Here is a 24,929-nt window from a genome sequence, read left to right on the forward strand (position 1 = left end):
TCTGGCCGCGGAGAAATCATCCTGCTGCTGTCACATTCCCCATATTCAATTCCCAAATTTCCGTTGGCACTCCTTGGAGTGCTTTTTTTAAGGAATTGAACGGCAGGACAGCATATTGTAATTTCTTCCAAAATCCATTTTAATCTATAAATATGCAGTTTTTTATAGTTTAATGGACTAATGAGGAAAATAATTGCCAGATTGCTGTCAAAGTTGAGCGGATCTTGTAAAAATCATGCCATTATAACCATTTTTTGATAGATGATATGCTATAATACTATGTGTTTTACAATAACCTTACATTTTTTTCAGGAGGAACCCAATGGAGGAAACAATAAGTTTGAAAGAGCTTTTCCAGACATTAAGGAAGCGTCTGGGTCTCATTTTGTCTATCGCCTTCGTTGCTGTAGCAACGAGCGGTCTCATCAGTTACTTTTATCTCACTCCCATTTACCAGTCTTCAACACAGCTGCTGGTCAACCAGGCCAAGAGCGACCAGCCGGTATATAATCCCGGAGAAATCCAGACGAATCTGCAATTAATCAATACTTATAATGTTATCATAAAGAGTCCTGCCATTCTTGATTTAGTTAAAGAAGAGCTGGACCTTGATATAACGACAAGCCAGCTGGATTCAAAGATTACGGTCGGCAGCCAGAAGGATTCACAGGTGCTCGCAATCACAGTACAAGACCCTGATCCCAACATGGCAGCTGATATCGCCAACACGACGGCCAATGTCTTCAAGCGAGAAATCGTTGAAATCATGAATATTGATAACGTCAAAATTCTGGCGAAAGCAGAGCTTACTGACAATCCGGCACCTATCAAACCGAACAAAGTCTTGAATATGGCCATTGCCCTCATAGTCGGCCTGATGACAGGCGTTGGACTTGCCTTCCTATTAGAGTATATGGACAATACGGTAAAAACAGAGCAGGATATCGAGAAGCTGCTGGATCTGCCTGTACTTGGCACGATCGCCATCATTAATGAAGATACTGGTGCCATGGAAGAGAGAGCAGCACGAAAGCAGCTTGGAGGTGAACGGGATGCTGTTTAAGAAGAAGCCGAAAGCATCTGTGAATGACAGCAGGAGAAAGCTGGTGGCAGCTTATAACACAAAATCTCCGATTGCCGAGCAGTACAGGACTGTCAGAACCAATATTCAATTCTCATCCGTTGATCAGGATGTCCGTTCCATCCTGGTGACTTCATCGGGACCGGGGGAAGGGAAGTCAACAACAGTGGCTAATCTGGCTGTCGTGTTTGCGCAGCAGAACAAGCGCGTGCTACTGGTTGATGCCGACCTGCGGAAGCCGACTGCCCATTATACCTTCAACCTGACCAACAACAACGGTCTGACAAATGTATTGACGAAAAGCTCCAGTCTGTTAAAAGCTGTTAAAGAAACAGCGATTGAAAATCTTTCTGTGCTGACAAGCGGACCGATCCCGCCAAACCCTGCTGAACTACTTGGTTCACAGGCGATGGAAGAATTTCTGGTAAATGTCCAGAAGGAATTTGATGTCGTCCTATTCGATACTCCGCCGATTCTTGCTGTCGCTGATGCCCAGATCCTGGCTAACAAGGTAGAGGGCACTATGCTCGTTATCAGCAGCGGCTACACAGAAATGGAACAGGCGGAAAAAGCGACAGAGCTTCTCCGAACATCCAAGGGCAAACTGCTTGGAGCAGTGCTTAATCAGAAAAAGCTCCAGGATTCGCACTACTATTACTACTATGGCGGAAAATAACAGGATTCGACAAAATCTCTTATTTACCCTATAGGGGCAGAATGGTATATTAAAAAAGTCCTAGAATATTAACATTTAATTGGAAGGGGTTGGGCGCAATGATTGATATTCATTGTCATATATTGCCCGGAGTTGATGACGGAGCCAAAGATATGAGTGAAACGATAGAAATGGCCAGGCAGGCTGTTTCAGAAGGGATTCATACAATCATTGCCACGCCCCATCATAGAAATGAAAGCTACGATAATACGAAAGTAGAGATACAGAATAAAGTTTCTCTAGTGAATGATGTGCTGAAGCAGGAAAAAATCGGCCTTGAAATTTTGGCTGGACAGGAAACCCGGATCAATGGGGATCTGCTTGCTGACCTGGATAAAGGGGATATCCTTCCCCTTGCCAATTCGCCTTATGTATTCATTGAATTGCCAAGCGGACATGTACCGCGCTATACGGAGCAGCTTCTATATGATATGCAGATGAAAGAGCTGACACCGGTTATTGTACATCCTGAGCGCAATGCTGAAATCATGGAACGTCCTGACGTGTTATACCAATTGGTCAAAAAAGGGTCATTAACACAAGTGACAGCTGCCAGCTTATGCGGGTACTTCGGTAAGAAGATTAAAGGCTTCTCCCATCAGCTGATTGAAGCCAATCTAACGCACTTTATCGCTTCGGATGCCCATAATACCACAAAGCGGGGCTTCAAAATGGCGGAAGCATTTGCCGAGATAGACAGCAGATACGGTGTAGATACGGTCTTCTTATTTACAGAGAATGCTGAACTCCTTGTACAGGGGCAGAATGTAATTAAAGAAATACCCAGCCGGGTTAAAAAGAAGAAGTTCATGGGTCTGTTCTAATTCAATCGTTCGAAATATCAGTCATTTAGATTTTACATAAAGAACCGGTGATGTCTCCTCGCCGTTATCCAAGGGGGCACTCGGCCATTCTGTGGGATCAGGGAATCTTTTCCTTAGACGCTTGTCGTCATTGGAGTGGTGTGAGGGCGGGTTGGATGCCCTTTTACATAAAAAGATAAATATCTAATGGAAAAACATGAATTTTCGTGTTTTTCCATTAGATATTTATTTGCATGTACACTTTATCATACTAAAGCTATAGGAGGATTATGGATGACATTTCAGAAACGCTTAACTTTTCTGGTTGCGTTGGATTCGCTTATTGTGCTGTCCGCTATTTATCTTAGTTATATTACCCTTCATCCCACGTTTCAGATTTTCAAATACGAAACATTGATGCTGACATCCATTACCTTGCTCTTAAGCCATCATATCTTCGCCAGCATCTACAGGCTCTATAACAAGGCCTGGGAATATGCGAGCGTAGGCGAGCTTGTCAGCATCGTAAAGGCAGTCAGCCTTTCCATCATGATGACAGCCGTTGTTCAGCAGCTTGTCATACAGGACATTTACTTCCGGGCCCTTATGCTCGCCTGGATGCTTCACGTTCTCCTGATTGGGGGCTCGCGCTTTGCATGGCGTGTCTACCGCGACCGCTATATCAAGCCGCAGGTTGAACAGTCCAGGGCATTGATCATCGGTGCAGGAGCAGCAGGCACCATGCTTGCCCGCCAGCTGCTGAAAAATACAGACGCCGGAATCAAGCCGGTCGCCTTTATTGACGATGATCCAAAGAAATACCGCCTGCAGATTCATGGACTTCCAGTAGTCGGTGGTTCTAAACGCATCAGTAAAGCAGTTGAAACTTTGCAAATAGATAAAATCATCATTGCCATTCCTTCTTTGAATAAGGAAGAGATGAAGAATATCTTCGAACAGTGTGCAGGAACAGATGCCAAAACGGTGATCATGCCGCTGATTGAGGATGTAATGCTTGGAAACGTTTCGGTCAATCAGTTCCGCGATGTCCAGGTTGAGGATCTTCTCGGCAGGGAGCCTGTCCAGCTTGATTCAGAAAGCATCTCACAAAAGCTGACAGGCAAAACGATCATGGTAACAGGGGCAGGCGGAAGCATCGGCTCTGAGATCTGCCGCCAGGTGATTAAATTCAATCCGAAGAAAATTGTTCTGGTCGGGCATGGGGAGAACAGCATCTATCTGATCGACTTAGAGCTCCGTAATCTCAAAATCGAGAATCTGGAAATCCGGCCGGTTATTGCTGACATCCAGGACCGGGCGAGGATCTTTGAAGTGATGCAGGAGCATCAGCCGGATGTGGTCTACCATGCTGCAGCACATAAGCATGTGCCGCTCATGGAATACAATCCGAAGGAAGCTGTGAAAAACAATGTCATCGGCACAAAGAATGTTGCCGAGGCAGCCGATACATTCGGGGTTGGCACTTTTGTGCTTGTATCCTCAGATAAGGCGGTAAACCCAACCAATGTTATGGGCTCTACCAAGCGGATTGCTGAAATGGTCATCCAGGCGCTGGACGAGCAGAGTAAAACGAAATTCGTCGCTGTCCGCTTCGGCAATGTACTTGGCAGCCGCGGCAGTGTGATTCCATTGTTCAAAAAGCAGATCCAGGCGGGCGGACCGGTCACGGTCACCCACCCGGATATGACCCGCTACTTCATGACGATCCCAGAAGCATCCAGACTGGTCATGCAGGCAGGGGCCCTGGCACGCGGCGGAGAAATCTTCGTCCTCGATATGGGAGAGCCGGTCAAGATCGTCGACCTGGCGAAAAACCTCATCCAGCTGTCAGGCTATACAATAGAAGAAATCGGGATCAACTTCTCAGGAATCCGTCCTGGGGAGAAGATGTTCGAAGAGCTTCTCAATGAAAAAGAAGTGCATACAAAAGCAGTGTTTCCGAAGATACATATTGGGAAGGCTGTGCTCGAGCAGGAGCATGAAGTGCATTATTTGATTGATAGATTTGAGACGATGACAGTGCAGGAGATTAGTGAGTTTGTGATTAATGTGGCTAATAGGAGAGAGAATAAGGCTTTTTCGATAGCCAAGTAGTCGCTAATTTATCTTAGTAAAAAGCAATTGAATCTATTCTAGGCATACTATGTCTTTTCAGTATGTCTAGAATCTTTTATGAATTTCGCATTATTTAGGAAACCCGCTTAGTGATATGAAATTAGTATTTTAGTAGTTAACTGGAAGATAAGCTTCTAGCTAAGTCCTAATTTACTAATATTCACAGGAAGGAAGTATCAAGATGGAATCCACAAAAGTAAAGGAAAGAATATTTCTTTCATCTCCACATATGAGCGATGAAGGCTATGAGATGCAATATATTAAGGAAGCATTTGATACAAATTGGATTGCACCACTTGGTGAGAATGTAAATGGATTTGAAAGAGAACTAGCTGAAAAGGTTGGATCTAAGGCGGCTGCTGCTCTTTCTTCTGGAACTGCAGCTATCCATCTAGCACTTAAGGCAGCAGGAGTGGGGGAAGGGGATATAGTATTCTGTCCAACCCTTACCTTCTCAGCTACCGCAAATCCAATTATCTACCAAAATGCCATCCCTGTTTTTATTGATAGTGATTATGAAACGTGGAACATGAGTCCAAAAGCGCTGGAAGAAGCGTTTAAGAAGTATCCAGAAGTGAAGGCAGTTATTGTCGTTCATTTATATGGTCTATCAGCGGATATGGAAAAAATTATGGAGATTTGTAAAACCCATGATGTAACGGTTATAGAAGACGCTGCTGAGTCATTGGGTACTTACTACAAAGGTGAGCAAACAGGAACTTTTGGAGATTATGGCATCTTCTCTTTTAATGGAAATAAAATTATCACTACTTCTGGTGGTGGAATGCTAGTTTCCAATGATGAAGAACGAATTGCTAAGACAAGATTCTGGGCAACCCAATCCAGGGATCAAGCAAGGCATTATCAGCATAGTGAATTAGGCTTTAACTATCGAATGAGTAATGTTGTTGCCGGTATTGGGAGAGGGCAGCTTAAGGTATTGGATCAGAGGGTTGCTAAGAAGAGAGCCATTTATGAGTTCTATAAAAAAGAGCTTGGTGAGCTTGAGGGCGTAGAGTTCATGCCTAGTAATGAGTGGGATGAACCGAATTATTGGTTAAGCTCTTTAACATTAAATGGCAAGGTAAGACCGATTGATATTATGGATGCTCTTGAAAAAGAGAATATTGAGTCAAGGCCAGTTTGGAAACCGATGCATATGCAGCCTTTCTTTGAGAAGTATGATTTTGTTGGTGAAGGTATATCGGAGAAGTTGTTTGAGAATGGTGTATGCTTGCCGTCTGATACGAAAATCACGAATAATGATTTAGATAGAGTTGTGAAAACTATTAAGGGGGTCTGGTTTAAGTAATGAGTAGTTTCAAGGGTGGTTTATATAGAAGGTTTGTAAAAAGACCGATGGATTTTATACTTTCATTAATGGCCATTATTGCTCTTAGCCCTATACTTCTAGTAGTTGCAATACTTGTTAGAACGAAATTAGGTAGTCCTGTTCTTTTCAAGCAGAAGAGACCGGGGCTTAATGAAGAGATTTTTATGATGTATAAGTTTAGGACTATGACGAATGAAAGAGATAAGAATGGGGAGTTACTACCTGATAGTGTTAGATTGACTAAGTTTGGTAGACTACTACGTTCTACATCACTTGACGAACTACCGGAACTTTTTAATATTCTAAAGGGTGATATGTCAATTATTGGTCCAAGGCCTTTATTGGTAGAATATTTGCCTTTTTATAAAAAGAGGGAAAAAATTAGGCATTCTGTTCGGCCTGGTTTATCGGGATTTGCACAAGTAAACGGGAGAAACAATTTAGGATGGGATAAAAGACTATCTCTCGATGTCGAATACGTAGAAAATATAAGTTTCTTCCTAGATGTAAAAATTATTTTAGGCACGTTAATAAAAGCATTTAAACGAGAAGGTGTAACAGTTGTTGATGAGTCTACATTGGAAGATTTAAATATAGAAAGGAGTAAGGTAATTGGTAATTCGGGAACTGGAATCTAGCGATGTAAAAATACAACAAAGCCTTATCTTAGACCTCTTAATCGAAACTTATATGCTAAACTTACAACTTTCAAAGGAAAGTTGTATGGTGTTGTGCCAAGAAAAGCTAGAAAATTTATATAAATATATTAATGAAGGCAGTGCGATAATGTATGGGGTATTTGATTCTGGCAAACTTATAGGTTTTCAGTGGTTATTTAAACGCGAAAATTTTGGTGAAGTTAGGTTGCATTTGAATCAAATTGCTGTTAGCAGACAGTATCGAGGGATGGGGCTTGGAAAGCAACTGCTTGAAAAGGCTAAACAAAAGGCTGTGAACCTTGGAATTAAAACAATAGATTTGCATGTATCAGAGTCAAATCATGGTGCGGTAAATCTATATAAACAAGCAGGATTTATAACTGAACGGCGTTTAATGAAACTGGAATTGTAGGTGTTACAAATGTTATCAAGTATCTCTATAGATGATATGGAAAAATGGAATAAGATTGTAAAAGGATTTAAAAATTATGATGTATATTATCTGTCAGATTACGTCAGAGCGTTTAATCTACATGGAGATGGAGAGCCAAAGCTTTTCTACTACGAAGATGATGATATTAAAGCAATGAACGTTGTAATGAAAAGAGACATTTCTTTAGATAAAAGATTTAGCGGAAAGATACCTCCTAATACTTATTATGACACAGCAACTCCATATGGTTATGGGGGTTTTTTAATAGAAGGTAAGTTATCAAAGGATAACTTACTAAATCTAGAAAATGAATATTGCTCTATATGTAAAATAGAAGGTATTATTAGTGAGTTTGTTCGTTTTCATCCAGTTATTAATAATGCTGAAGTTTTAAACGGTCTCTATGATATTACTACTCTTGGTAAAACTATAACAGTAGACTTGTTATCAAAAGAACACATTTGGAGCAATCTGGCTAGTAAAAATAGAAATATGATTAGAAAAGCAAATAACTCAGGAGTAGAAATCTTTTGGGGACGAGATACTAATCTGATTGAAGAATTTATAGGTTTATATAATGCAACTATGGATAAAGATCATGCGCATGAATATTACTACTTTAATAAGGATTTCTATAATAGTGTTCTTAAAGACCTGAAATATAACTCGTTGATGTTTTATGCTGTATTTGAAAAAAAGATTATTGCAATGTCATTTATTCTATACTCTAATGAAAAGATACATTATCATTTGTCCGCATCTGATAGGAATTATCAAAAACTGGCCCCCACTAATTTATTATTATATGAAGTTGCATGTTGGGGATGTGAAAATGGTTATAAAACATTCCACCTTGGTGGAGGTCTTGGAAGTAAAGAGGACAGTCTTTATAAATTTAAGAAGGTATTTAATAAAAATTCAAATACTTCATTCTCAATTGGCAAAAAGATTTTTAACAAAGAAGTCTATAACGAGTTGGTGAGAATTAGAGAAATTGAAAGTTACAATACTACTTTTTTTCCTCTATACAGAAGTTAGACTAATATATACGTCATAGAATTTAAGGAGTAAGATTTCATGAAAAAGAATATTTGGATTTGGAACCATTATGCTACAAATATGTATAGAGACCAAGCAGGTAGGCATTATTGGTTTGCAGAAAATTTAGTGAAACAAGGGTATAATCCGACTATTTTTTGCGCTTCTACCATTCATAATTCAAATGAAAGTATAGATACAGGAAGTAATAGGTATTCTACAGATTTGTCTAATGGAATTCCCTTTGTATTTGTGAAAACACCTCAATATACTGGTAATGGAAGACAACGGATAAAAAACATGATTTTATTTTATAAGAATCTTTTTACTGTTTCAAAAGAATATGCAGAAAAAAGTGGCATGCCGGATGTAATACTTGCATCAAGTGTGCATCCTCTCACACTGGTTGCAGGAATAAAGATAGCAAAGAAGTTCGGTGTACCTTGTATATGTGAGGTAAGAGATTTATGGCCAGAAAGCTTAGTGGCTTACGGCAAATTAAAACCAAATAGTCTTCTTGCAAAAACATTGTATAAGGGAGAGAAATGGATTTATAAAAAAGCCAGCTCGATCATAATGACTTGGCAAGGGGGAAAAGAGTATATTAAAAATAAAGGTTGGGAAGATGAAATAAATCTTTCTAAAGTTAACCATATTAGTAATGGTGTTGTAATAGATACATTTGATAAAAATAGCGTTGAACATCAAATTTTGGATTACGATCTAGACAATAAGGATTATACAAAAGTGATATATGCAGGTTCTATTAGAAAAGTAAATAATTTAGGATTATTATTAGATGCTGCAAAAATTATTCAAAATAAAGATGTAGACAATCTAAGATTTTTGATATATGGTGCTGGAGATGAAAGTGAAGTCCTAAAAAAAAGATGCGAAGATGAAGGGATTGAAAATGTGATTTTTAAAGGCCAAGTTGAAAAAAAGTTTATTCCTTCTATTCTTAAAAAGGCAGACATTAATATACTTCATAACTCAAGTAGTTCACTTGATAAATATGGCCAAAGTCAAAATAAGTTCTTTGAATACTTAGCTGCAGGCAAATGTATTGTTCAAACCTACACAACTGGCTACAGTATTTGTGAGAAATATGATTGTGGAATAAGTGCAAAGGAACAAACTTCAGAAGAAATAGCAAACTCAGTTATGTTGGCTATTACTGATCAAGAGAAGCAGAAAGTTATGGGAAGAAACGCCCGGCTAGCTGCTTACGAATATGATTTTGGAAAACTCACTAATAAACTGGTTAACATAATAATGCAAGTAAGAGGAGAGTAATTTTTTTATGAATTTATATAAAAAGTTATTAAATAGAGAAGATAAAATATCGGTTATAGGTCTTGGGTATGTCGGTCTTCCATTAGCAGTGGAGCTTGCTAAGAAGTATGATTTAATCGGTTATGATGTCAATACTAGAAAATTAGATAAATATTTATCAGGAATTGATATAACAGATGAAGTAGGAGATGACGCTGTTAAGAATACTAATATGTTATTTACAAATGAAGAGGTTAAACTTAGGGATTGTAAGTTTCATATAGTAGCAGTACCTACTCCAATAAATAGTGACAAGACACCTAATCTGTCTCCCGTGATTGGAGCGAGCAGAACAATCGGGAGAAACCTTACAAAAGGAGCAATTGTTGTATATGAATCAACGGTTTATCCCGGAACAACAGAGGAAGTATGCATACCAATTTTAGAGGAAGAATCTGGACTGAAATTTGGCGTGGATTTTAAAGTAGGATATTCTCCTGAGCGGATTAATCCTGGAGACAAAATTAATACACTAACAAAAATTACTAAAGTGGTTTCTGGTTCCGATGAAGTTGCTCTTGAAGTAATATCAAATGTTTATGAATCAATCATTGAAGCTGGAGTTCATAGAGCTGAGTCAATAAAGGTTGCTGAAGCCTCAAAGGTAATTGAGAATTCACAAAGAGATATTAATATTGCCTTTATGAATGAATTATCAATGGTCTTCAATAGAATGGGGATTGATACAAAGGCAGTTTTAGAAGCAGCAGGAACAAAGTGGAATTTTCTTAAATTTACTCCCGGACTAGTCGGAGGTCATTGTATAGGAGTTGATCCATACTATTTTACTTATAAAGCAGAACAGTTAGGTTATCATTCCCAAATCATTCTTTCAGGTAGAAAAATTAATGATGATATGGGAGTTTATGTTGCCCAGAATATAATCAAAAATCTTATTAAAGCGGATCAACCAATAAAAGGAGCCAAAGTAGCAATATTAGGTATTACATTTAAAGAAAATTGTTCAGATGTTCGAAATACAAAAATAATAGATATTGTTAGAGAGCTTGAGGAATTTGGTGTAGAGGTTATAGTCCATGATCCTATTGCTGATAAAGAGGATGTTTGGGAAGCCTATAGAATTAATTTAGTAGAGAAGAATGATTTGAAAGGTTTGAATAGTGTAGTTTTGGCCGTAAATCATATTGAATTTATACAGAATTACGATTTAGATTTCTTAAAAGGTACTTACCAGAATGAGAAAAGAGTTTTGGTTGATATTAAAGGAGTATATAGGAGAAAAGATTGCGAACTAGAAGGATTCGTATATTGGAGTTTGTAACTAGAGGCTATGCAAGCTTAATAACCTATATATTAAAACACGCTGGTTGAAAGATTACTACCCAGTAATCCTCTTCCTTAGTATTCATTAGTTGATAACTGCTATTCCTCCGAATAACATTTTTAAAGGAAGATGTTAATTGAAAGGTCAAGTTACTTTGTTCAAGAAAAATGATCCGTTTCAAAAGTATAAGAAGGTACTATTTGAATTTATAATAAATATTCTTTCATTCTCAATACTTATTATTGTTCAACAACTCTTAGCTTTACCTATCATCTCTAGATTCTATCATGTTGATATATTTGGTCAAATTATACTTGCTTTTGGAATAAGTAATATTATTACATCTATGTTTGGATTTAGCATAGGAAATGCTAGGCTTTTAGATCAAAAATCGTATAATTATACTTATCTAAGGCTACTGAATTTTAGCAATTTTTTAGCCATGATAATTGGTTTTATTGTTTATATACTTATTTTTCCAGGTGATTATGTCGGTGGTGGATTTTACTCTGTAGTTTGTGCACTGGGAAACATAAGGTACTTTTTAATCTCTGAATATCGCTTAAGAAATGATCATAACTGGATACTTAATCAAAATATTGTATATTTCCTAGGTATTATTATAGGCATTATACTTTTTAATTTCTATTTAAAGAATTGGCTAATAATATTTTTATTTGCGGAAATAGCATCGGTTATTACATCTTACTATTTCCTTTTTGCAAAAGAAGGTTTTTTGAAACTCTTTGTGGATAAAAGTCGTTTATCGCTTACTAATTCTTATCAGTTAATGATTAATAATGGAGTATCCTACTCTCTGTCACAGTATGACCGTTTTGTGATTTATCCTATACTCGGAGCTTCAAACGTTAGTTTGTACTATTCCACTTCTATTTCTGCTAGAATAGGTTCATTAATTATGAATCCCATGTCAAATTTTTTCCTAGGAAAATTAGCAAATAAGAATTCTGAAATACGTAAGAAAACAGTTTATATGGTGATCTTAAGTTCTATAGTAGTAGTGTTGTCCTATTTTTTACTGACTATAGGAATAACACCTATACTTATAAAAATCCTATATCCAAGTTTTCTAACAAAAGTAAAACATCTTATTTTACCCATATGTTTAGGTACAGCTTTGATGGGAGGGATAAATTTACTAAAACCGGTAGTCATGAAGTATAAGGGAGTTAAATATTATAATAAGTTGTTTATCATGTATGGATTTGTATTAGTTTTTCTATCAGTGATTCTAAGTATTAAATATGGGTTGCTTGGAATAGCAATTGCAAATGTTATCTCAAATGCATTGTTATATTTTTATCTATTATTTGGACTGAAGTTTTTACCGCCTAGGAAAATGTGAATTTATTTATCAAAAGTAATAATAATTAAAATCACAGAGTTAACCATATCTATCTACTATGTCAATAATCAAAAAGGGATTTAAACCATGAATATAAGAAAAGTTGCTCTGTTGTTTCTGTATTTTAATGGTCATTTATGGAGTGCGAGGAGATTATTTTACTAATGTTTTTTAGAAAAAACAGCATTGTACTAGTATTGTTGTTATTAAGTTTATCTTTAATAATTGGAATCTTATCTAGTTATTATAACCAATTATTTTTGGTGACTAGTGCGGGTTTTGTTTTAGGTTTATTGACAATGGCTTTTTTGTTCAAAATGACCCAAAAAACTCTTTCTATATTAAGTGTTTCGCTTCTTATTAGTTTATTCTTAATTCCTAGTTTTTCCTTTGGGAATATAGGTTTAAGAGTAGATGACTTCATTGTTATTTTTATATCACTAGCTTTGTTTTTTGTATTTCTTAAATATAAAAACTTTAAAATGTCTGCCATATTAAAATGGTTATTTGTGTACCTGACTTATAGCTTTATAATTAGTGCAGTTTATATACTTAGCGGGGAATTAAAGCCTATATACATGCTTTTCTTTATTAAGGAGATTCAATACTTTGTATATTTCTTAGTCTTTTATTATTTGGCTTTAAACAAAAATGGTTTCTCCTATACGGTAAGAAAGACTATGTTGTTCGTATCATTACTAACTATTGGTTGGGGCACATACCAATTAATTACGGGGAAAATTGTTGGTTATTATGGTATTGGTATAATAAGCGTGTCAGCACCTAGCCAGTCAGGAGTAGTTTTGATGTTAATGTCAATATTTCTCCTATATATGAGTCTTACAACAAAAAAGAAATCAAACTCGTTGTTCTTGACACTTACAATGTTTTTATCAATCGCAATGACTTTTGCCACGATTTCTAGGACTGCTATATTGATACTTTGTTTACTGCTTGCTCTATACGTGACTATATCAATGTTTAATAGGTGGAATATTAAAAAGGTTTTAATCGCTGTTTATATAGCAGCGTTAATGATTCCACTAAGTTATTTTCTTGTCGACAAATTGGTAATGTCTGTTCTCGAAAGGTTTTCGCGCTTTGCTGAAGGAGCAAATGGGAGAATTGGGTTCTGGAAAGGATTTTTAAGTCATAGTGATTTATTAGGGTATATTTTTGGGAATGGCAAAGGGTTTATGCAAGTTATCGTTGGAACATTTACATTAAAAGCAGATAGTCAATATATTCGTTTAGTACTTGAAGTGGGCATTATCGGGTTAATTTTATGGACTATATTAATAGGATCAATTTTAATATTCAGCTTAAAAAATTTAAAAAATAATTATTATGATTCTTTGTTTCTGTTAATAATGACCATTGGCTTTATATTAATCGGCGTGACTCAAGAAGGATACCTTGTAGCTATTCAAGGATCTTTATATTGGATATTGACTGGATTTTTCATCGGAAAAATATCTCGGCAAAATGAGGATAGAACGAACAAGGAAGTATCAATTTTAACTTCGCAGTAAGATATAAGCGGAAAAAGAGCATTCTATCAACCAGAATGCTCTTCTTGTAAATTCTGGACCTTACCCGACTAGCCTTAGGGAAATAGGGGGCCTGACCCCACATTTAGTAAAGGGTTAAAGTGTTTGTGTGAGGTCTAATCAGGGCCGCAAAAATTTTATCTACCTCGCTACTTCTCTATTGCAAAATAAAAGTGTAGAACTTTATAAAGTAAGAGCAAGTGTATTGGACTGCCAGGGAGTTTGCCGGAGTTGACAACAAGTATGTTTAAAAAGAACTAAGATACGTTGAGGAGGCTCATTCTTCGGAAAATCGGGGGCCTGACCCCACATTCGGTGAAGGGTTAAAGTGTTTGTATAAGATCTCATCACGGCCGTATTGAATACGGCCATTGAATATCGGGGCCTGGCCCAACTTTCAGTGAAGCACTAAAGTATAAGAGACTTAGTAAGCAACGGATATTGAAGCAAGTCAATTGGATTGCCTGTATTTTGCAAGAAAAAAGTGCAAAGTAATGCAATAAAAACTGCAGAGGTTTGCCACCCATGACATTTGCCTTCTTTTGGAAAGTGCATTAGAAAGACGGTAACTCTCTCCATGAAAACTTATGATATGCGCATGATGATCAAGCGATCCACTAAAGATGCTGTCAGTCTCGAATCTAAGGGGGTCGAGCACTGTCACGCCCCGCATTTTCTTGTTTCACAGAGGGTTGCGAGGATGTGAGGTTTTTTCAAAATAAATTTAATGGTGAGGTCTGACTAGGTCTGTCAGGTTTTAAAGAGGGTTAGTCATGGGATGGCCGGGCTGTCCTTTTGTGGAATAAGAAAAGCTACCTTGTTCAGCAGCTGTCTTGTTCGAGCTGATATATTAATTAAAAATCGTGTCGGGTGGGCATCCCGGATCTCATTTTAATATAGAAACGTCGCTTCATCTTCACTTGGAGCAGTTTCAAGGAAATCGGGGCCTGACCCCACATTCGGTGAAGGGTTAAAGTGTTTTTATTAAGTTTAATCACGGCTACAAAAATCTTATCCCACTGGGCATGTAGAAATCGGGGGCCAGACCCCACATCCAGTGAAGTATTAAAGTGTTATTTATTAATGTTCCACTTTATTCGGAAATCGGGGGCCTGACCCCACATTCAGTGAAGCACTAAAGTTTAAGAGTAATAAAGAACCTATACTTAATTTTGGGTGCCTGTCACTCCCCGCATTTTCTTGTTTCACGAATGTGTTTCACAGAGGAATGGGTTCGTAAGAACGCTTTCGATGCATTCAGCCTCTTAGCGCTTATAAGGAGTCAATAAATCTGGAAGTTCATGATGTATGGACTGGCAATTAGTTCACAGTAATCTTCGGATGTTATATATCTTGATTTGCCCTGTTTATCCTTGGCTTTCCGATTCTTTGTATCTCTAACCAACATGTCTTTTCGCAGCAAGGGGAAGGAATCCTCCCCGCACCCCTAACTAAAAACTCCAGTATGAGTGTTTTCAATCAGCTGATAATCTGATACAATAACCATATACTTTTTTTGTGGGACGTCTCCTGTATAACTGTTGGCGCAGTTATACATTATGGGGGACGTCTTTTACTTTCTCCGGAATAAATGTCGAAATGTTCAAATTATATATGGACATTATAATCGACTAATTCTGGACAGGCAATACCGTCAACTTTCGGAGATTTAAGTATGTCCGGTAAAAAGATGGAGCAAGGTGTCCGGAAGTTGGCGGTGTAAACGCTAAAATAAAGGTTGACCACTTTAGCGGTTCTTGGACAACCCTAACAATGTAACCGTTAAATAGAGATTAACAGTGTTTAATAAATAAGATTAAACAGTTATCATCAATTAAGATTCAATATTCTGGTTATCAAATAATGCTTTTCTGTATTTGATACTGTCCTGTTCTTCGCTGAAGGTCGGAATTTCACTCCGATGAAGGAGAAGATCCATTATGGCTGTCGTATCCCCAAGGAAATGTAACCGTCAAGTAGTTTTGAACAGTTTCTGCTCATTAAGTTTGAACACTTTTTGCTTCAAAAATTGTTCTCCGATTTTTAATTCGATAACTTTCTCCATTTAAATGAATCACTTCAACTTTATGAAGCAGCCGGTCTAATATGGCTGTTGTTATTCCTTTGTCTCCCATCAACTCTCCCCATTGTTCAAGTCCTTTGTTTGATGTAAGAATGATTGAACTTCGTTCATACAAGTCGTTGATAAGATGAAAGAATAGATTAGCTTCCCGTTTGAAAATCGGGGGCCTGACCCCACATTCGGTGAAGGGTTAAAGTGTTTGTATAAGATCTCATCACGGCCGTATTGAATACGGCCATTGAATATCGGGCCTGGCCCCACTTTCAGTGAAGCACTAAAGTATAAGAGACTTAGTAAGCAACGGATATTGAAGCAAGTCAATAGGATTGCCTGTATTTTGCAAGAAAAAAGTGCAAAGTAATGCAATAAAAACTGCAGAGGTTTGCCACCTATGACATTTACCTTCTTTTGGAAAGTGCATTAGAAAGACGGTAACTCTCTCCATGAAAACCTATGATATGCGCATGATGATCAAGCGATCCACTAAAGATGCTGTCAGTCTCGAATCTAAGGGGGTCGAGCACTGTCACGCCCCGCATTTTCTTGTTTCACAAGTGTGTTTCACAGAGGGTTGGGTTGATGTGTGGGCTTTTTAAAGTAAAGTTAATGGTGAGGGTGGACCAGGTCTGTCAGGTTTGTAATCAGTGTTAGTCAAAAGATGGCCGGGCTGTGTTATTACATTTACTAATAGCAAAATGTGCTGCCGTATTACTCATTGTAGTAATGCTGCAGCGTTTTTTTTTTTTTATGCTTAGTTTGCTGGTAAAGAGACGGGGCAAGGTGTCCGGAAATTGGCGGCAGTTTTGTCTATTAGACGGGGATATGATGATTGGATTGTTTTTCATTCTCATTCTCTTATATTTTATTTTTGCTTAAAATTGACAGCATTTTGCTGACGAAAGCAGGGGCCTGACCCCACATTCAGTGAAGCACTAAAGTGTAAGAGATTTGATAGTTTTTGGTGCCTGTCACTCCCCCGTATTTTCTTGTTTCACAGATGTGTTTCACAGAAGGTTGGGTTGATGTGTGGTTTTTTAAAAAATAATGTTAAGTGTGAGATCTGACTAGGTTTAAACGCTTAAATAAAAGTTGACCACTTTAGCGGTTTTCGCTAATCAAAAAGTTGACCACCCTTAATGAGTATTGCGAAACGAAACAGCCACTCGTGCGGAGGTTTGAGCCACTATTTGCGGATTATGTGGCCAATGAATGCATATTAGAGAGCCGCTGACCTATATTAACCAACGGCTCTCTTGTTACTTAATTAACGTGTGGCTACTAAACTGTGCCGTTCGCGCATGGACATATCCCATCAATAAGAATCTTGTAGGAATCATGCACTATCCGGTCCAGTATTGCATCAGCCACTTGTGCCTGCCCAAGCTTGGAATACCACCCTTCGGGGGCAAACTGTGAACAGAAGATAGTTGACGTTCTCTTTAGTCTCGCTTCCACAATCTCCAAGAGGTGGAGCACCTGGTCTTGAGAAAGCTCCGTCAGAAGCCATTCGTCCAATATCAATAAGTCAATCGTTCTGTATTTCTGAATCAACTTTCGAAAACTTCCGTCCGCTTCATATTTCGCGACTGCCAGCTCGTCCAGTAGTTCAGGTAACCGAATATACTTCACTTTGTGGAATTGACGACAAGCCTGTATGCCGAAGGCGTTAGATAGCCAGGTGTAACCGTCAAGTAGAAATCAACAGTTTTTAGCAAATAAGATTAAACAGTTTTCATCAATTAAGATTCAACACTCTGGTTATCAAATAACGCTTTTCTGTATTTCATTCTGATACTGTCCTGTTCTTCGCTGAAGGTCAAAATTTCACTCCGATGAAGGAGACGATCCAGTATGGCTGTCGTAAGTGTCGGATCCCCAAGGAACTTTCCCCATTCTCCAGGACCTTTATTAGAGGTAAGGATAAATGCAGCTTTGTCATACATCTCATATATAAATTGAAAGAATAAATGGGCATCCTGTGGTTCATAAGCCATATACATGACATCATCAATGATAATCAGATCAGATTTGACTATACGGTTATATCTTGTTTTAGATTTACTAATGTACTCTCTTGATTTTAAGACATAAATTAAACGATCCATTGATATAAAAGAAACCTGGTACCCACGCTCTATTGCGTGGATACCTAAGGCAGTTGATAGATGGGTCTTGCCGACACCTGTTGGTCCCATCATAATTAAGGTATAAAATTCATCAACCCATGATAAATGCTTTAAAATATTTAGCTGTTTTTCTCCAATCGCTGTCTGTTCCTCAAGTCTAAAGTTTTCAAATGTTAAAGCTTCTGGAAACTCAGCCCACTTCATTAATCTTTCACTGTTTTTTCTTTCCCTACAACGCATTTCATGACTAAGAAACTCATGGATAAATTCATGATAGGTCCATCCCTTTGCCTCAGCTTCCCTTAGAAGAGAAGGTAATTCCTTGGCTGTCTCAGCCAGACGTAAGGTTCTGCATTTATCCTGAAGTGATTCGTAAGGTTGGCTCATTGATTGGCTCCTCCTTGAAGGACACTAAAATAAATATCTTCCCTTCGTTCGGGGGCAACTAATTCCTTATATTTCTCGTTAGCGATTCCAGTTTCTTTATGTTTCTTTCGGCTATGGATTTCTAAAGTAATGGCAATATCCCTAAGATCATTTGCACTAGTCAACCGCAACCGTTTCATTTCGCTAAGTGCCTCATCGATGAAAGATGGATGTTTTAAAATGACAGATTGTACAACTTTAAGCTGATATACTATATGGCGTGGATATTGATCAGAGAGAATTTCAATCAGCCAACTTGCAGCTTGTTTATCGGTTAACATTTCTTTGATTTGCTGTATTAATAGATCCCGTTTAGGCTGTTCACGTTCCCGATGGGAAGGCTCTGAAATAACAGCACCACTTCCTTGTGCAATTTTATGCTTGGCTAGTGGTTGCCCATTTTGCTGCAGTCGTATGTATAAGATTAAGGTGCCTGTCACTCCCCGCATTTTCTTGTTTCACAAATTTGTTTCACAGCGGTTTGGGTTGATGTATGGTTTTTAAAATTAAGTTAATTGTAAGGGCTGACCAGGTCTGGCAGGTTTGTAAATAGTGTTAGTCAATGGATGGTCGGTCTGTGCTTTACATTTACCAATAGCAGAAAGCAGCATTACTCATTGTAGTAATGCTGCAGCGTTATTTTATGCTTAGTTTGCCGGTAAAAAAGGCGGTGAAAGGTGTCTGTTGTGACTGCAAAACTAAAGTAGACAGTTTTTGCTAAATGTTTATTGCAAAATAAAAGTGCAGAACTTTACAAAGTAAAAATTGTTGTTAATGACAATCTATTTTATCCGGAAATTGGCGGTGCTAATTGTCCTTAAATTGACGGATTTTCTGTCCAAAGTGAAAGGGAAGCATCATATGCTTCCCCACCCATTTTACAAATCAACTTGATACGTTTCATTTTTCTTTAGATAGAACCTCACTTCGTTTCGGCCGGTAAGTATATACCAATCTCTTCCCAGGGTTTGGGTGCCTGTGGTCAAGCCCCTTAAAAATGGACACTAATAAAAATCGGTTATTTCTATAATGAAGAGCAGAGAAATTAGCTAATTTCCTAAAAAATTGTATAGAAAATAAAGCTACAGCATCCTATTTTTTAAACAGCTTGGTCAAATAATGATAAATATTCTTTAGGGGATTGGTAGCTCAATTTCTTTTGTATGCGCTATTCGTTGGGAAACCGGGGGCCTGACCCCACATTCGGTGAAGGGTTAAAGTGTTTGTGTGAGATCATAATAACGGCCATTTAATATTTTTCCCCTTTGCAATGTGTTTATTGCAAAATAAAAGTGCAAAACTTTGCAAAGTAGTGAAATCGGGGGGCTGACCCCACCTCCGGTGAAAGGTTAAAGTTTAGGGTGCCCAACCACTCTCCGGATTTTCTTGTTTCACATAATTTTTCACAGAATGCCGACTTTCTTCGTTTATTATCTACCTTGTGGATGGGTCTCTAGTGTTTTTGACATCCTTAAATCTCCAATAGTTGACGGTATTGCCTGTCCAGAATTAGTCGATTATAATGTCCGTATATAATTCGAAACATTTCGACATTTATTCTGGAGAAAGGAAAAGACGTCCCCCATAATGTATAACTGCGCCAACAGTTATACAGGAGACGTCCCACAAAAAAAGTATATGGTTATTGTATCAGATTATCAGCTGATTGAAAACACTCATACTGGAGTTTTTAGTTAGGGGTGCGGGGAGGATTCCTTCCCTTTGCTGCGGAAAAAAACGGGGGCCTGATCCCACATTCGGTGATGGATTAAAGTGTTAGTATTAGATTTAATCACGGCTGTCAAAATTTTATCCCGTTGGCCGTGTGTTTGTTGCAAAATAAATGTGCAGAACTTTGCAAAGTTAAAATGCAGAGCGATGCACTATTTTTATAGAACATAGAAAAAGCTTGCTCCTGTATATTGCAAAGTGAATTCTATTTGTTGTTAATGACAAGTTCATCAAGCAATATAGACATGTATATTTTTTAAGTGATTAAACAAGAGTGGGACAAAGGACCTGTCCCTTGTCCTTATAATCATCCCTAGCTAATCAAAATTAAAAACGAAATTGCTCCATTTCTTCATCTGTTAATTCTACTGGTTTCTTTCCAACTTGCTTGCAATAATTATTCATATCACGGAATTTTACCCTTGGTGGTCCTTCATTTGGCGATACATATTTTCCATCTTGGAAAGCAGCATCCATGTCATCTATGAAACGTTTCTTTGGCAAAGATTCCTCACGGTCCTTTCTTACAGCTAATATTCCACTTGGGGTTTTACGTATAATAAATGCGCTTAACTTGGACATATATTTACACCTCCGGGCAAGTACTTTTTGAGATGATTAATGGAACCATCAGTATCAGAAAAAAAATAGTATGGCTTTCCGTTTATTAAATTTGCGAGTTGTGCATTCAGTTTTAGATAGAAATCTTCGTTATAATTCCTCTTCGCCTCTAATCCAACATATCCTTCAAAACGTTGTATGTTTAGACTATAGTTCATCGCAAAAGCTAATAAAACTTTGCCCACGGAAGCATATTCCTGGTGAGGATTGTTAAATTGATTATATGGTGCTGCTTCCATTAAAGAAATATGAATTAATTGGTTAGGCTCCCGTTCTTGAATTAAAATTAATCCCTGTATGTTACTATTATCCCCTTCTATAAATAAGCCAAACACCCGATTTTGTTCGTTGTTGAACTCTCTAGTTTTAGGTGCCTGTCCTCCCCGCAAATGACATGCCATTTACCACGTAGTGACAAGTAATGTACCAGACGTGAGGGATTAATCAAATGTTTGATTAATTACATATAACTTTTCTTTGCAGGAAAAGACAGCATGAGGAGTTGTAAATCATTTTTACATATCTTTAGGTAAATCATTAATAATTATTTGAGTATGATGTATATTTATTCCAATTATTTGACTGCTTAATGCTTAGTTAGATAAAATATGCGTAAGTAGCACGCTTCATTTCATCTTTTCACATATACTGTTTATAACAACTAAGTAGAGGTGCTGCAAATGAGTAGAAGGAGGGTAAAGAAAGTGGTTAAGTTAGCAAGGGCACGTGTGGCAGGAAAAGTTGCAAGAGGCCATAGCCTTAGAAGAAGAGGTATGAGTATAGAAGCAAAAAATGAGTTCTTAGCCAATCAAATCGCTAATACTGCCTTTAGTAAACAGACAGAGGCACTTAAGGTAAGTAAAGATGGAATTGTCACCAATGCAGATTATAGAAATCCAAAGCATAGAAGATGGATGGAAGACTAATGAAGCCAGGGGATATTTATGATGTTGTCTTTCCATACAAACCTCCACTTCCGCCGGACGGCACATCTAATAAAGTGCGTCCGGCTTTAATTATCTCAATTTCTCCACATTGATTTTGGTGCCTGTCACTCCCCGCAAGTAGTTACTCCATTGAATAATAGGTGTTTTACAAATTCCTTCTTGTTCTAAACTGTCCTTTTGTGGAATAAGAAAAGCTGCCTTGTTCAGCAGCTGTCTTGTTCGAGCTGATATAATAATTAAAAATCGTGTCGGGCGGGCATTCCGGATCTCATTTTAATATAAAAAGAAACGTCGCTTCATCTTCACTTGGAGCAGTTTCATAGGCCCTGCCATCAGAAAACACTCTCACTTTTGGCCGACCTTGAGATTCTTTTTTATAAAAAATGGAATGCGTTTAGTGTCGTAGAAAGTCCCTCTGAATTTATAGATTTCACTTAATTCCTCTTCCGTTTTCCCCTGAATGCTTTCCCCAGAATCCCCGACAAGCCATATGTCATTCTCGAATACACCAATGATATAGCCTGTATGAGTGCTTTTGGCTTCGGTGAAGATGAAGATGCCAATACCTATGGTTGCCATCAGGCTGATGATCGTTATCCATTTTTTCATCTGATTGACCTCTTAATTTTTTCCGCCAATGGTTGTGACGTTAGCAAGTATCACATCTTCCTGGTTCTTTTCTTTAGACTTCAATACTTTTACCAGTCGATACTTTCCTTCACTTTTGTAAATATTCTTGTCACCAGGGGCTTTGATTTTTTGATGATAGCTGCCTCCAGGTCCTATATAGGCTGTTTTTCCATCAATAGAAAACCCTTTAGGAAGCGGTACCTCAACCCATACTCCATCTATAAATTTTTCAATAGAATAATCAGGGCTCACCAAATATGTTTGATTTCCATCATTGGTGATTCCAAGCATAGAATACTCGGGTGATGGATAAATTGCTTCAATTGTAACCCTCATGGTGACGTTTGTATTCTTATCGATGTCCGTTAATTCACCGTACTTTGATTTTTTATTTTTTTCTGTGGTAACTTTCTCTATTTTAATATCATGCTGAGAAATTGATTCTTCCTGTGCAGTACAGCCGGTTAATAAAAGCAATCCTGACAGCAAAATAGCAGCTTTTTTCATATTTAATGCCTCCTTTATGGATTAGACGGACTTCTATTAAAAAAGATGCAGAATTCACAAGAAATAGAATTCATAAAGCGGGGGCCAGACCCCACATTCAGTGAAGGGTTAAAGTGTTAGTTGTAAAGTTTGGTGCACTGTCACTCCCCGCATTTTCTTGTTTCACAAATGTATTTCACAGAGGGTTGGGTGGATGTGTTGGTTTTTTAAAATAAAGAGTTAATGGTGAGGTCTGACCAGGTCTGTCAGGTTTTTAAAGAGTGTTAATCAAAGGATGGCCGGGATTTGCTTTACATTTACCAATAGCAAAATGCGCTGCAGAATTACTCATTGTAGTAATGCTGCAGCGTTATTTATTTATGCTTAGTTTGCTGGTAAAAGACTGTGCAAGGTGTCCGGAAGTTGGCGGCAGTATTGTCCATGAGACGGGGATGTGTTGATTGGATTGTATTTCATTCTCTTCTATTTTATTTTTGCTTAAAATTGACAGCGTCTTGCTGGGGAGATAAACTGAAATAGAACACTTGTTCTTATTTTGGTGGAGGTGAATAAGATGGCTGTTATGGTTCAGAGCATAGGATTGAAAGGGCTGGAAGGCTACACGGTTTCTGTGGAGGTGGAGAAACTGGAGGGTGTTGAGTCTATGGTGATCATTGGCCTTCCTGGTGCTGCGGTGAAAGAGTCTAAAGAGAGAGTGCTTGCTGCACTGAAGGGATTCCAATGTGATTTGGCAGATCAGAAAGTGATTATCCATTTATCGCCGGCGGAGGAAAGGAAGAATGGCGCTTTATTTGATATGGCCATTGCAGTTGCTATGCTGAGAAGTATAGGAGAAATAAAAAAGGATATTCCCGCAGATACAGCTTTTATCGGTGCCATATCTTTAAACGGAGCGATTCATCCTGGCAAAGGAATTCTTCCGGCTATCCTGGCTGCAGGTAAATCGGGGATCCGGAGATTGTTCCTTCCCAATTGTTCTTTGCCCATTAGGGAAATTGAGGGTCTTGAGCTGGTTTTTGTGGAGCATTTGAAAGACGTGGTGGACCATCTCTCCGGCCAGCCGGTGCTGCCGCTTTCCTGTCCAGCGGTGACACTGGAAGATGAGCTGCCTTCTATTGAAGGGAAAGATTTTAAGCATATCATCGGCCATGGAAAAGCCAAGCGTGCGCTGGAATTTGCTGCAGCGGGAGGGCATAATGTGTTGATGGCAGGGCCGCCGGGATGCGGGAAAAGCCTGCTTGCTGAAAGCATGCCATCCATTATGCCGCAGCTCTGGCAGGAGGCTCAATTAGAAAATATAAGCTTATATGAATTAGCAGGTGCCCCTTTAACAAGCAGAGTACTTCCCCCGTTTCGCCAGCCTCATCATTCAGCTTCCGCTGTTTCCATTATTGGGGGCGGATCTAACCCCAGGCCAGGAGAAGTGTCCTTGGCGAATCACGGCATCTTATTTTTAGATGAGATGGCTGAATTTACGAAGAAAACACTGGATATGCTGCGGCAGCCGCTCGAAACAGGGAAGGTCACGATCAGCCGTGCCCAGATGACGGTCACCTATCCCGCCAGGTTTCTGCTGCTTGCCGCCACTAACCCTTGTCCATGCGGCTATCTTGGATCCCATACCAGGTATTGCACATGCACACCCAGACAGATCCAGGCTTACCACAGCCGTATCTCAGGTCCTATTGAAGATCGGATTGATATTCTGTTATCCCTCCTGCCCGTCCCCTTTCATAACGGAAAACCGGAAAACAATGAATCCTCTGAGCAGATTCGAAATCGTGTGTCCATGGCAAGAGAGCGGCAATATGAACGGTATGGGAAAATGGCAACCAATTCTGCTGTGCCTGTGGAAACGTTCATGAGTATGATCTCCCTGTCAGAAGGGCAGAAGCGCTTTTTACATAATCTTGCCCAAAAGCAGCATTGGAGCAACCGGGTCCATATGAAAATGATCCGCCTTGCAAGGACAATCTCTGACTTAAGGGGAGAAAACTCCATTTCAGATGAATCTTTATGGGAAGCTGTTACCTTAAGAAAGACACATCAGCAGATCCAGCCAGCCAAGAAAGGAAGCTGGAAGCATGGGTCGTAAACCGAGAGTATGGAACAGCAGCCGCTTCT

21 protein-coding genes and 4 pseudogenes are annotated in these 24,929 nt (G+C 38.4%); 14 read left to right on the forward strand and 11 right to left on the reverse strand.

The window, feature by feature from the left end; genetic code table 11:
• Positions 1-322 precede the first annotated feature (322 nt).
• The 12 genes from FZD51_RS16425 to FZD51_RS16480 all read left to right on the forward strand — a co-directional run bounded on the left by FZD51_RS16425 (position 323) and on the right by FZD51_RS16480 (position 13,716).
• Positions 323-1,063: a YveK family protein gene (locus FZD51_RS16425; RefSeq protein WP_148975744.1), complete on the forward strand. Its 741-nt coding sequence runs from the start codon at positions 323-325 to the stop codon at positions 1,061-1,063.
• Entirely contained in the window at positions 1,053-1,757 is a 705-nt protein-coding gene (locus FZD51_RS16430; protein WP_148975745.1) for a CpsD/CapB family tyrosine-protein kinase, read from the forward strand. The genes FZD51_RS16425 and FZD51_RS16430 overlap by 11 nt, the downstream gene beginning before the upstream one ends.
• A 98-nt stretch (positions 1,758-1,855) precedes the next feature.
• Positions 1,856-2,620 (forward strand): tyrosine-protein phosphatase, encoded by a 765-nt coding sequence (locus FZD51_RS16435; protein WP_148975746.1) that lies wholly within the window; start codon positions 1,856-1,858, stop codon positions 2,618-2,620.
• Positions 2,621-2,893: 273 nt separating this feature from the next.
• Positions 2,894-4,714, forward strand: coding sequence for a polysaccharide biosynthesis protein (locus FZD51_RS16440; RefSeq protein ID WP_148975747.1), 1,821 nt, complete (start codon positions 2,894-2,896; stop codon positions 4,712-4,714).
• Between the two features lie 202 nt (positions 4,715-4,916).
• On the forward strand, positions 4,917-6,047 hold the full coding sequence (locus tag FZD51_RS16445; RefSeq protein WP_148975748.1) for a DegT/DnrJ/EryC1/StrS family aminotransferase: 1,131 nt from the start codon (positions 4,917-4,919) through the stop codon (positions 6,045-6,047).
• A complete protein-coding gene (locus tag FZD51_RS16450; RefSeq protein ID WP_148975749.1) occupies positions 6,047-6,706 on the forward strand; it encodes a sugar transferase in 660 nt (219 codons plus the stop codon). Before FZD51_RS16445 ends, FZD51_RS16450 begins: the two co-directional genes overlap by 1 nt.
• Entirely contained in the window at positions 6,681-7,139 is a 459-nt protein-coding gene (locus FZD51_RS16455; protein WP_148975750.1) for a GNAT family N-acetyltransferase, read from the forward strand. Before FZD51_RS16450 ends, FZD51_RS16455 begins: the two co-directional genes overlap by 26 nt.
• A 9-nt stretch (positions 7,140-7,148) precedes the next feature.
• Positions 7,149-8,198, forward strand: a complete 1,050-nt coding sequence (locus FZD51_RS16460) for a lipid II:glycine glycyltransferase FemX (RefSeq protein WP_148975751.1) — start codon at positions 7,149-7,151, stop codon at positions 8,196-8,198.
• Between the two features lie 39 nt (positions 8,199-8,237).
• Positions 8,238-9,494 (forward strand): glycosyltransferase family 4 protein, encoded by a 1,257-nt coding sequence (locus FZD51_RS16465; RefSeq protein ID WP_148975752.1) that lies wholly within the window; start codon positions 8,238-8,240, stop codon positions 9,492-9,494.
• 7 nt (positions 9,495-9,501) lie between these two features.
• A complete protein-coding gene (locus tag FZD51_RS16470; RefSeq protein WP_148975753.1) occupies positions 9,502-10,815 on the forward strand; it encodes a nucleotide sugar dehydrogenase in 1,314 nt (437 codons plus the stop codon).
• A gap of 139 nt (positions 10,816-10,954) precedes the next feature.
• Complete coding sequence (locus FZD51_RS16475; protein ID WP_148975754.1) at positions 10,955-12,184, forward strand: lipopolysaccharide biosynthesis protein; 1,230 nt, start codon at positions 10,955-10,957, stop codon at positions 12,182-12,184.
• Between the two features lie 164 nt (positions 12,185-12,348).
• Positions 12,349-13,716, forward strand: a complete 1,368-nt coding sequence (locus FZD51_RS16480; protein WP_187445792.1) for an O-antigen ligase family protein — start codon at positions 12,349-12,351, stop codon at positions 13,714-13,716.
• Between the two features lie 559 nt (positions 13,717-14,275).
• On the opposite strand, the pseudogene FZD51_RS26945 reads toward FZD51_RS16480, so the two are convergent.
• The 9 genes and pseudogenes from FZD51_RS26945 to FZD51_RS16525 form a co-directional block, all read right to left on the reverse strand.
• A pseudogene (locus tag FZD51_RS26945) lies at positions 14,276-14,376 on the reverse strand (ATP-binding protein); the annotation flags it as partial.
• 623 nt (positions 14,377-14,999) lie between these two features.
• The gene (locus FZD51_RS26900; protein ID WP_262380949.1) at positions 15,000-15,044 is read right to left on the reverse strand and encodes a hypothetical protein; all 45 of its coding nucleotides are present in this window, start codon (positions 15,042-15,044) and stop codon (positions 15,000-15,002) included.
• A 690-nt stretch (positions 15,045-15,734) separates the two neighbouring features.
• Positions 15,735-15,971, reverse strand: a pseudogene (locus tag FZD51_RS16495) (ATP-binding protein); the annotation flags it as partial.
• A gap of 244 nt (positions 15,972-16,215) precedes the next feature.
• A pseudogene (locus tag FZD51_RS26950) lies at positions 16,216-16,325 on the reverse strand (ATP-binding protein); the annotation flags it as partial.
• A gap of 756 nt (positions 16,326-17,081) precedes the next feature.
• Positions 17,082-17,503: pseudogene (locus FZD51_RS16505) on the reverse strand (ATP-binding protein); the annotation flags it as partial.
• A gap of 53 nt (positions 17,504-17,556) precedes the next feature.
• A complete protein-coding gene (gene istB, locus FZD51_RS16510; protein ID WP_009792737.1) occupies positions 17,557-18,330 on the reverse strand; it encodes an IS21-like element helper ATPase IstB in 774 nt (257 codons plus the stop codon).
• Positions 18,327-18,809, reverse strand: coding sequence for a hypothetical protein (locus tag FZD51_RS16515; protein ID WP_148975756.1), 483 nt, complete (start codon positions 18,807-18,809; stop codon positions 18,327-18,329). The genes istB and FZD51_RS16515 overlap by 4 nt, the downstream gene beginning before the upstream one ends.
• A gap of 1,618 nt (positions 18,810-20,427) precedes the next feature.
• On the reverse strand, positions 20,428-20,682 hold the full coding sequence (locus FZD51_RS16520) for a hypothetical protein (RefSeq protein ID WP_148975757.1): 255 nt from the start codon (positions 20,680-20,682) through the stop codon (positions 20,428-20,430).
• On the reverse strand, positions 20,670-21,122 hold the full coding sequence (locus FZD51_RS16525; RefSeq protein WP_148975758.1) for a hypothetical protein: 453 nt from the start codon (positions 21,120-21,122) through the stop codon (positions 20,670-20,672). Before FZD51_RS16525 ends, FZD51_RS16520 begins: the two co-directional genes overlap by 13 nt.
• Positions 21,123-21,425: 303 nt before the next feature.
• On the opposite strand from FZD51_RS16525, the gene FZD51_RS16530 reads away from it, so the two are divergent.
• A complete protein-coding gene (locus FZD51_RS16530; protein ID WP_148975759.1) occupies positions 21,426-21,647 on the forward strand; it encodes a hypothetical protein in 222 nt (73 codons plus the stop codon).
• Between the two features lie 366 nt (positions 21,648-22,013).
• On the opposite strand, the gene FZD51_RS16535 is transcribed toward FZD51_RS16530, so the two are convergent.
• Together FZD51_RS16535 and FZD51_RS16540 are read right to left on the reverse strand one after the other, a co-directional pair.
• Positions 22,014-22,277, reverse strand: a complete 264-nt coding sequence (locus FZD51_RS16535; RefSeq protein ID WP_148975760.1) for a hypothetical protein — start codon at positions 22,275-22,277, stop codon at positions 22,014-22,016.
• A 12-nt stretch (positions 22,278-22,289) separates the two neighbouring features.
• Positions 22,290-22,805 (reverse strand): immunoglobulin-like domain-containing protein, encoded by a 516-nt coding sequence (locus FZD51_RS16540; RefSeq protein WP_148975761.1) that lies wholly within the window; start codon positions 22,803-22,805, stop codon positions 22,290-22,292.
• Between the two features lie 553 nt (positions 22,806-23,358).
• Here FZD51_RS16540 and FZD51_RS16545 point away from each other — a divergent pair.
• Positions 23,359-24,900 carry a YifB family Mg chelatase-like AAA ATPase gene (locus FZD51_RS16545; RefSeq protein WP_148975762.1) on the forward strand — a complete coding sequence of 514 codons (1,542 nt, stop codon included), beginning with the start codon at positions 23,359-23,361 and terminating at the stop codon, positions 24,898-24,900.
• Positions 24,901-24,929: the final 29 nt, after the last annotated feature.

The sequence above is a fragment of the Bacillus infantis genome (assembly GCF_008180445.1).
Lineage (GTDB): Bacteria > Bacillota > Bacilli > Bacillales > Cytobacillaceae > Bacillus_AB > Bacillus_AB infantis_B.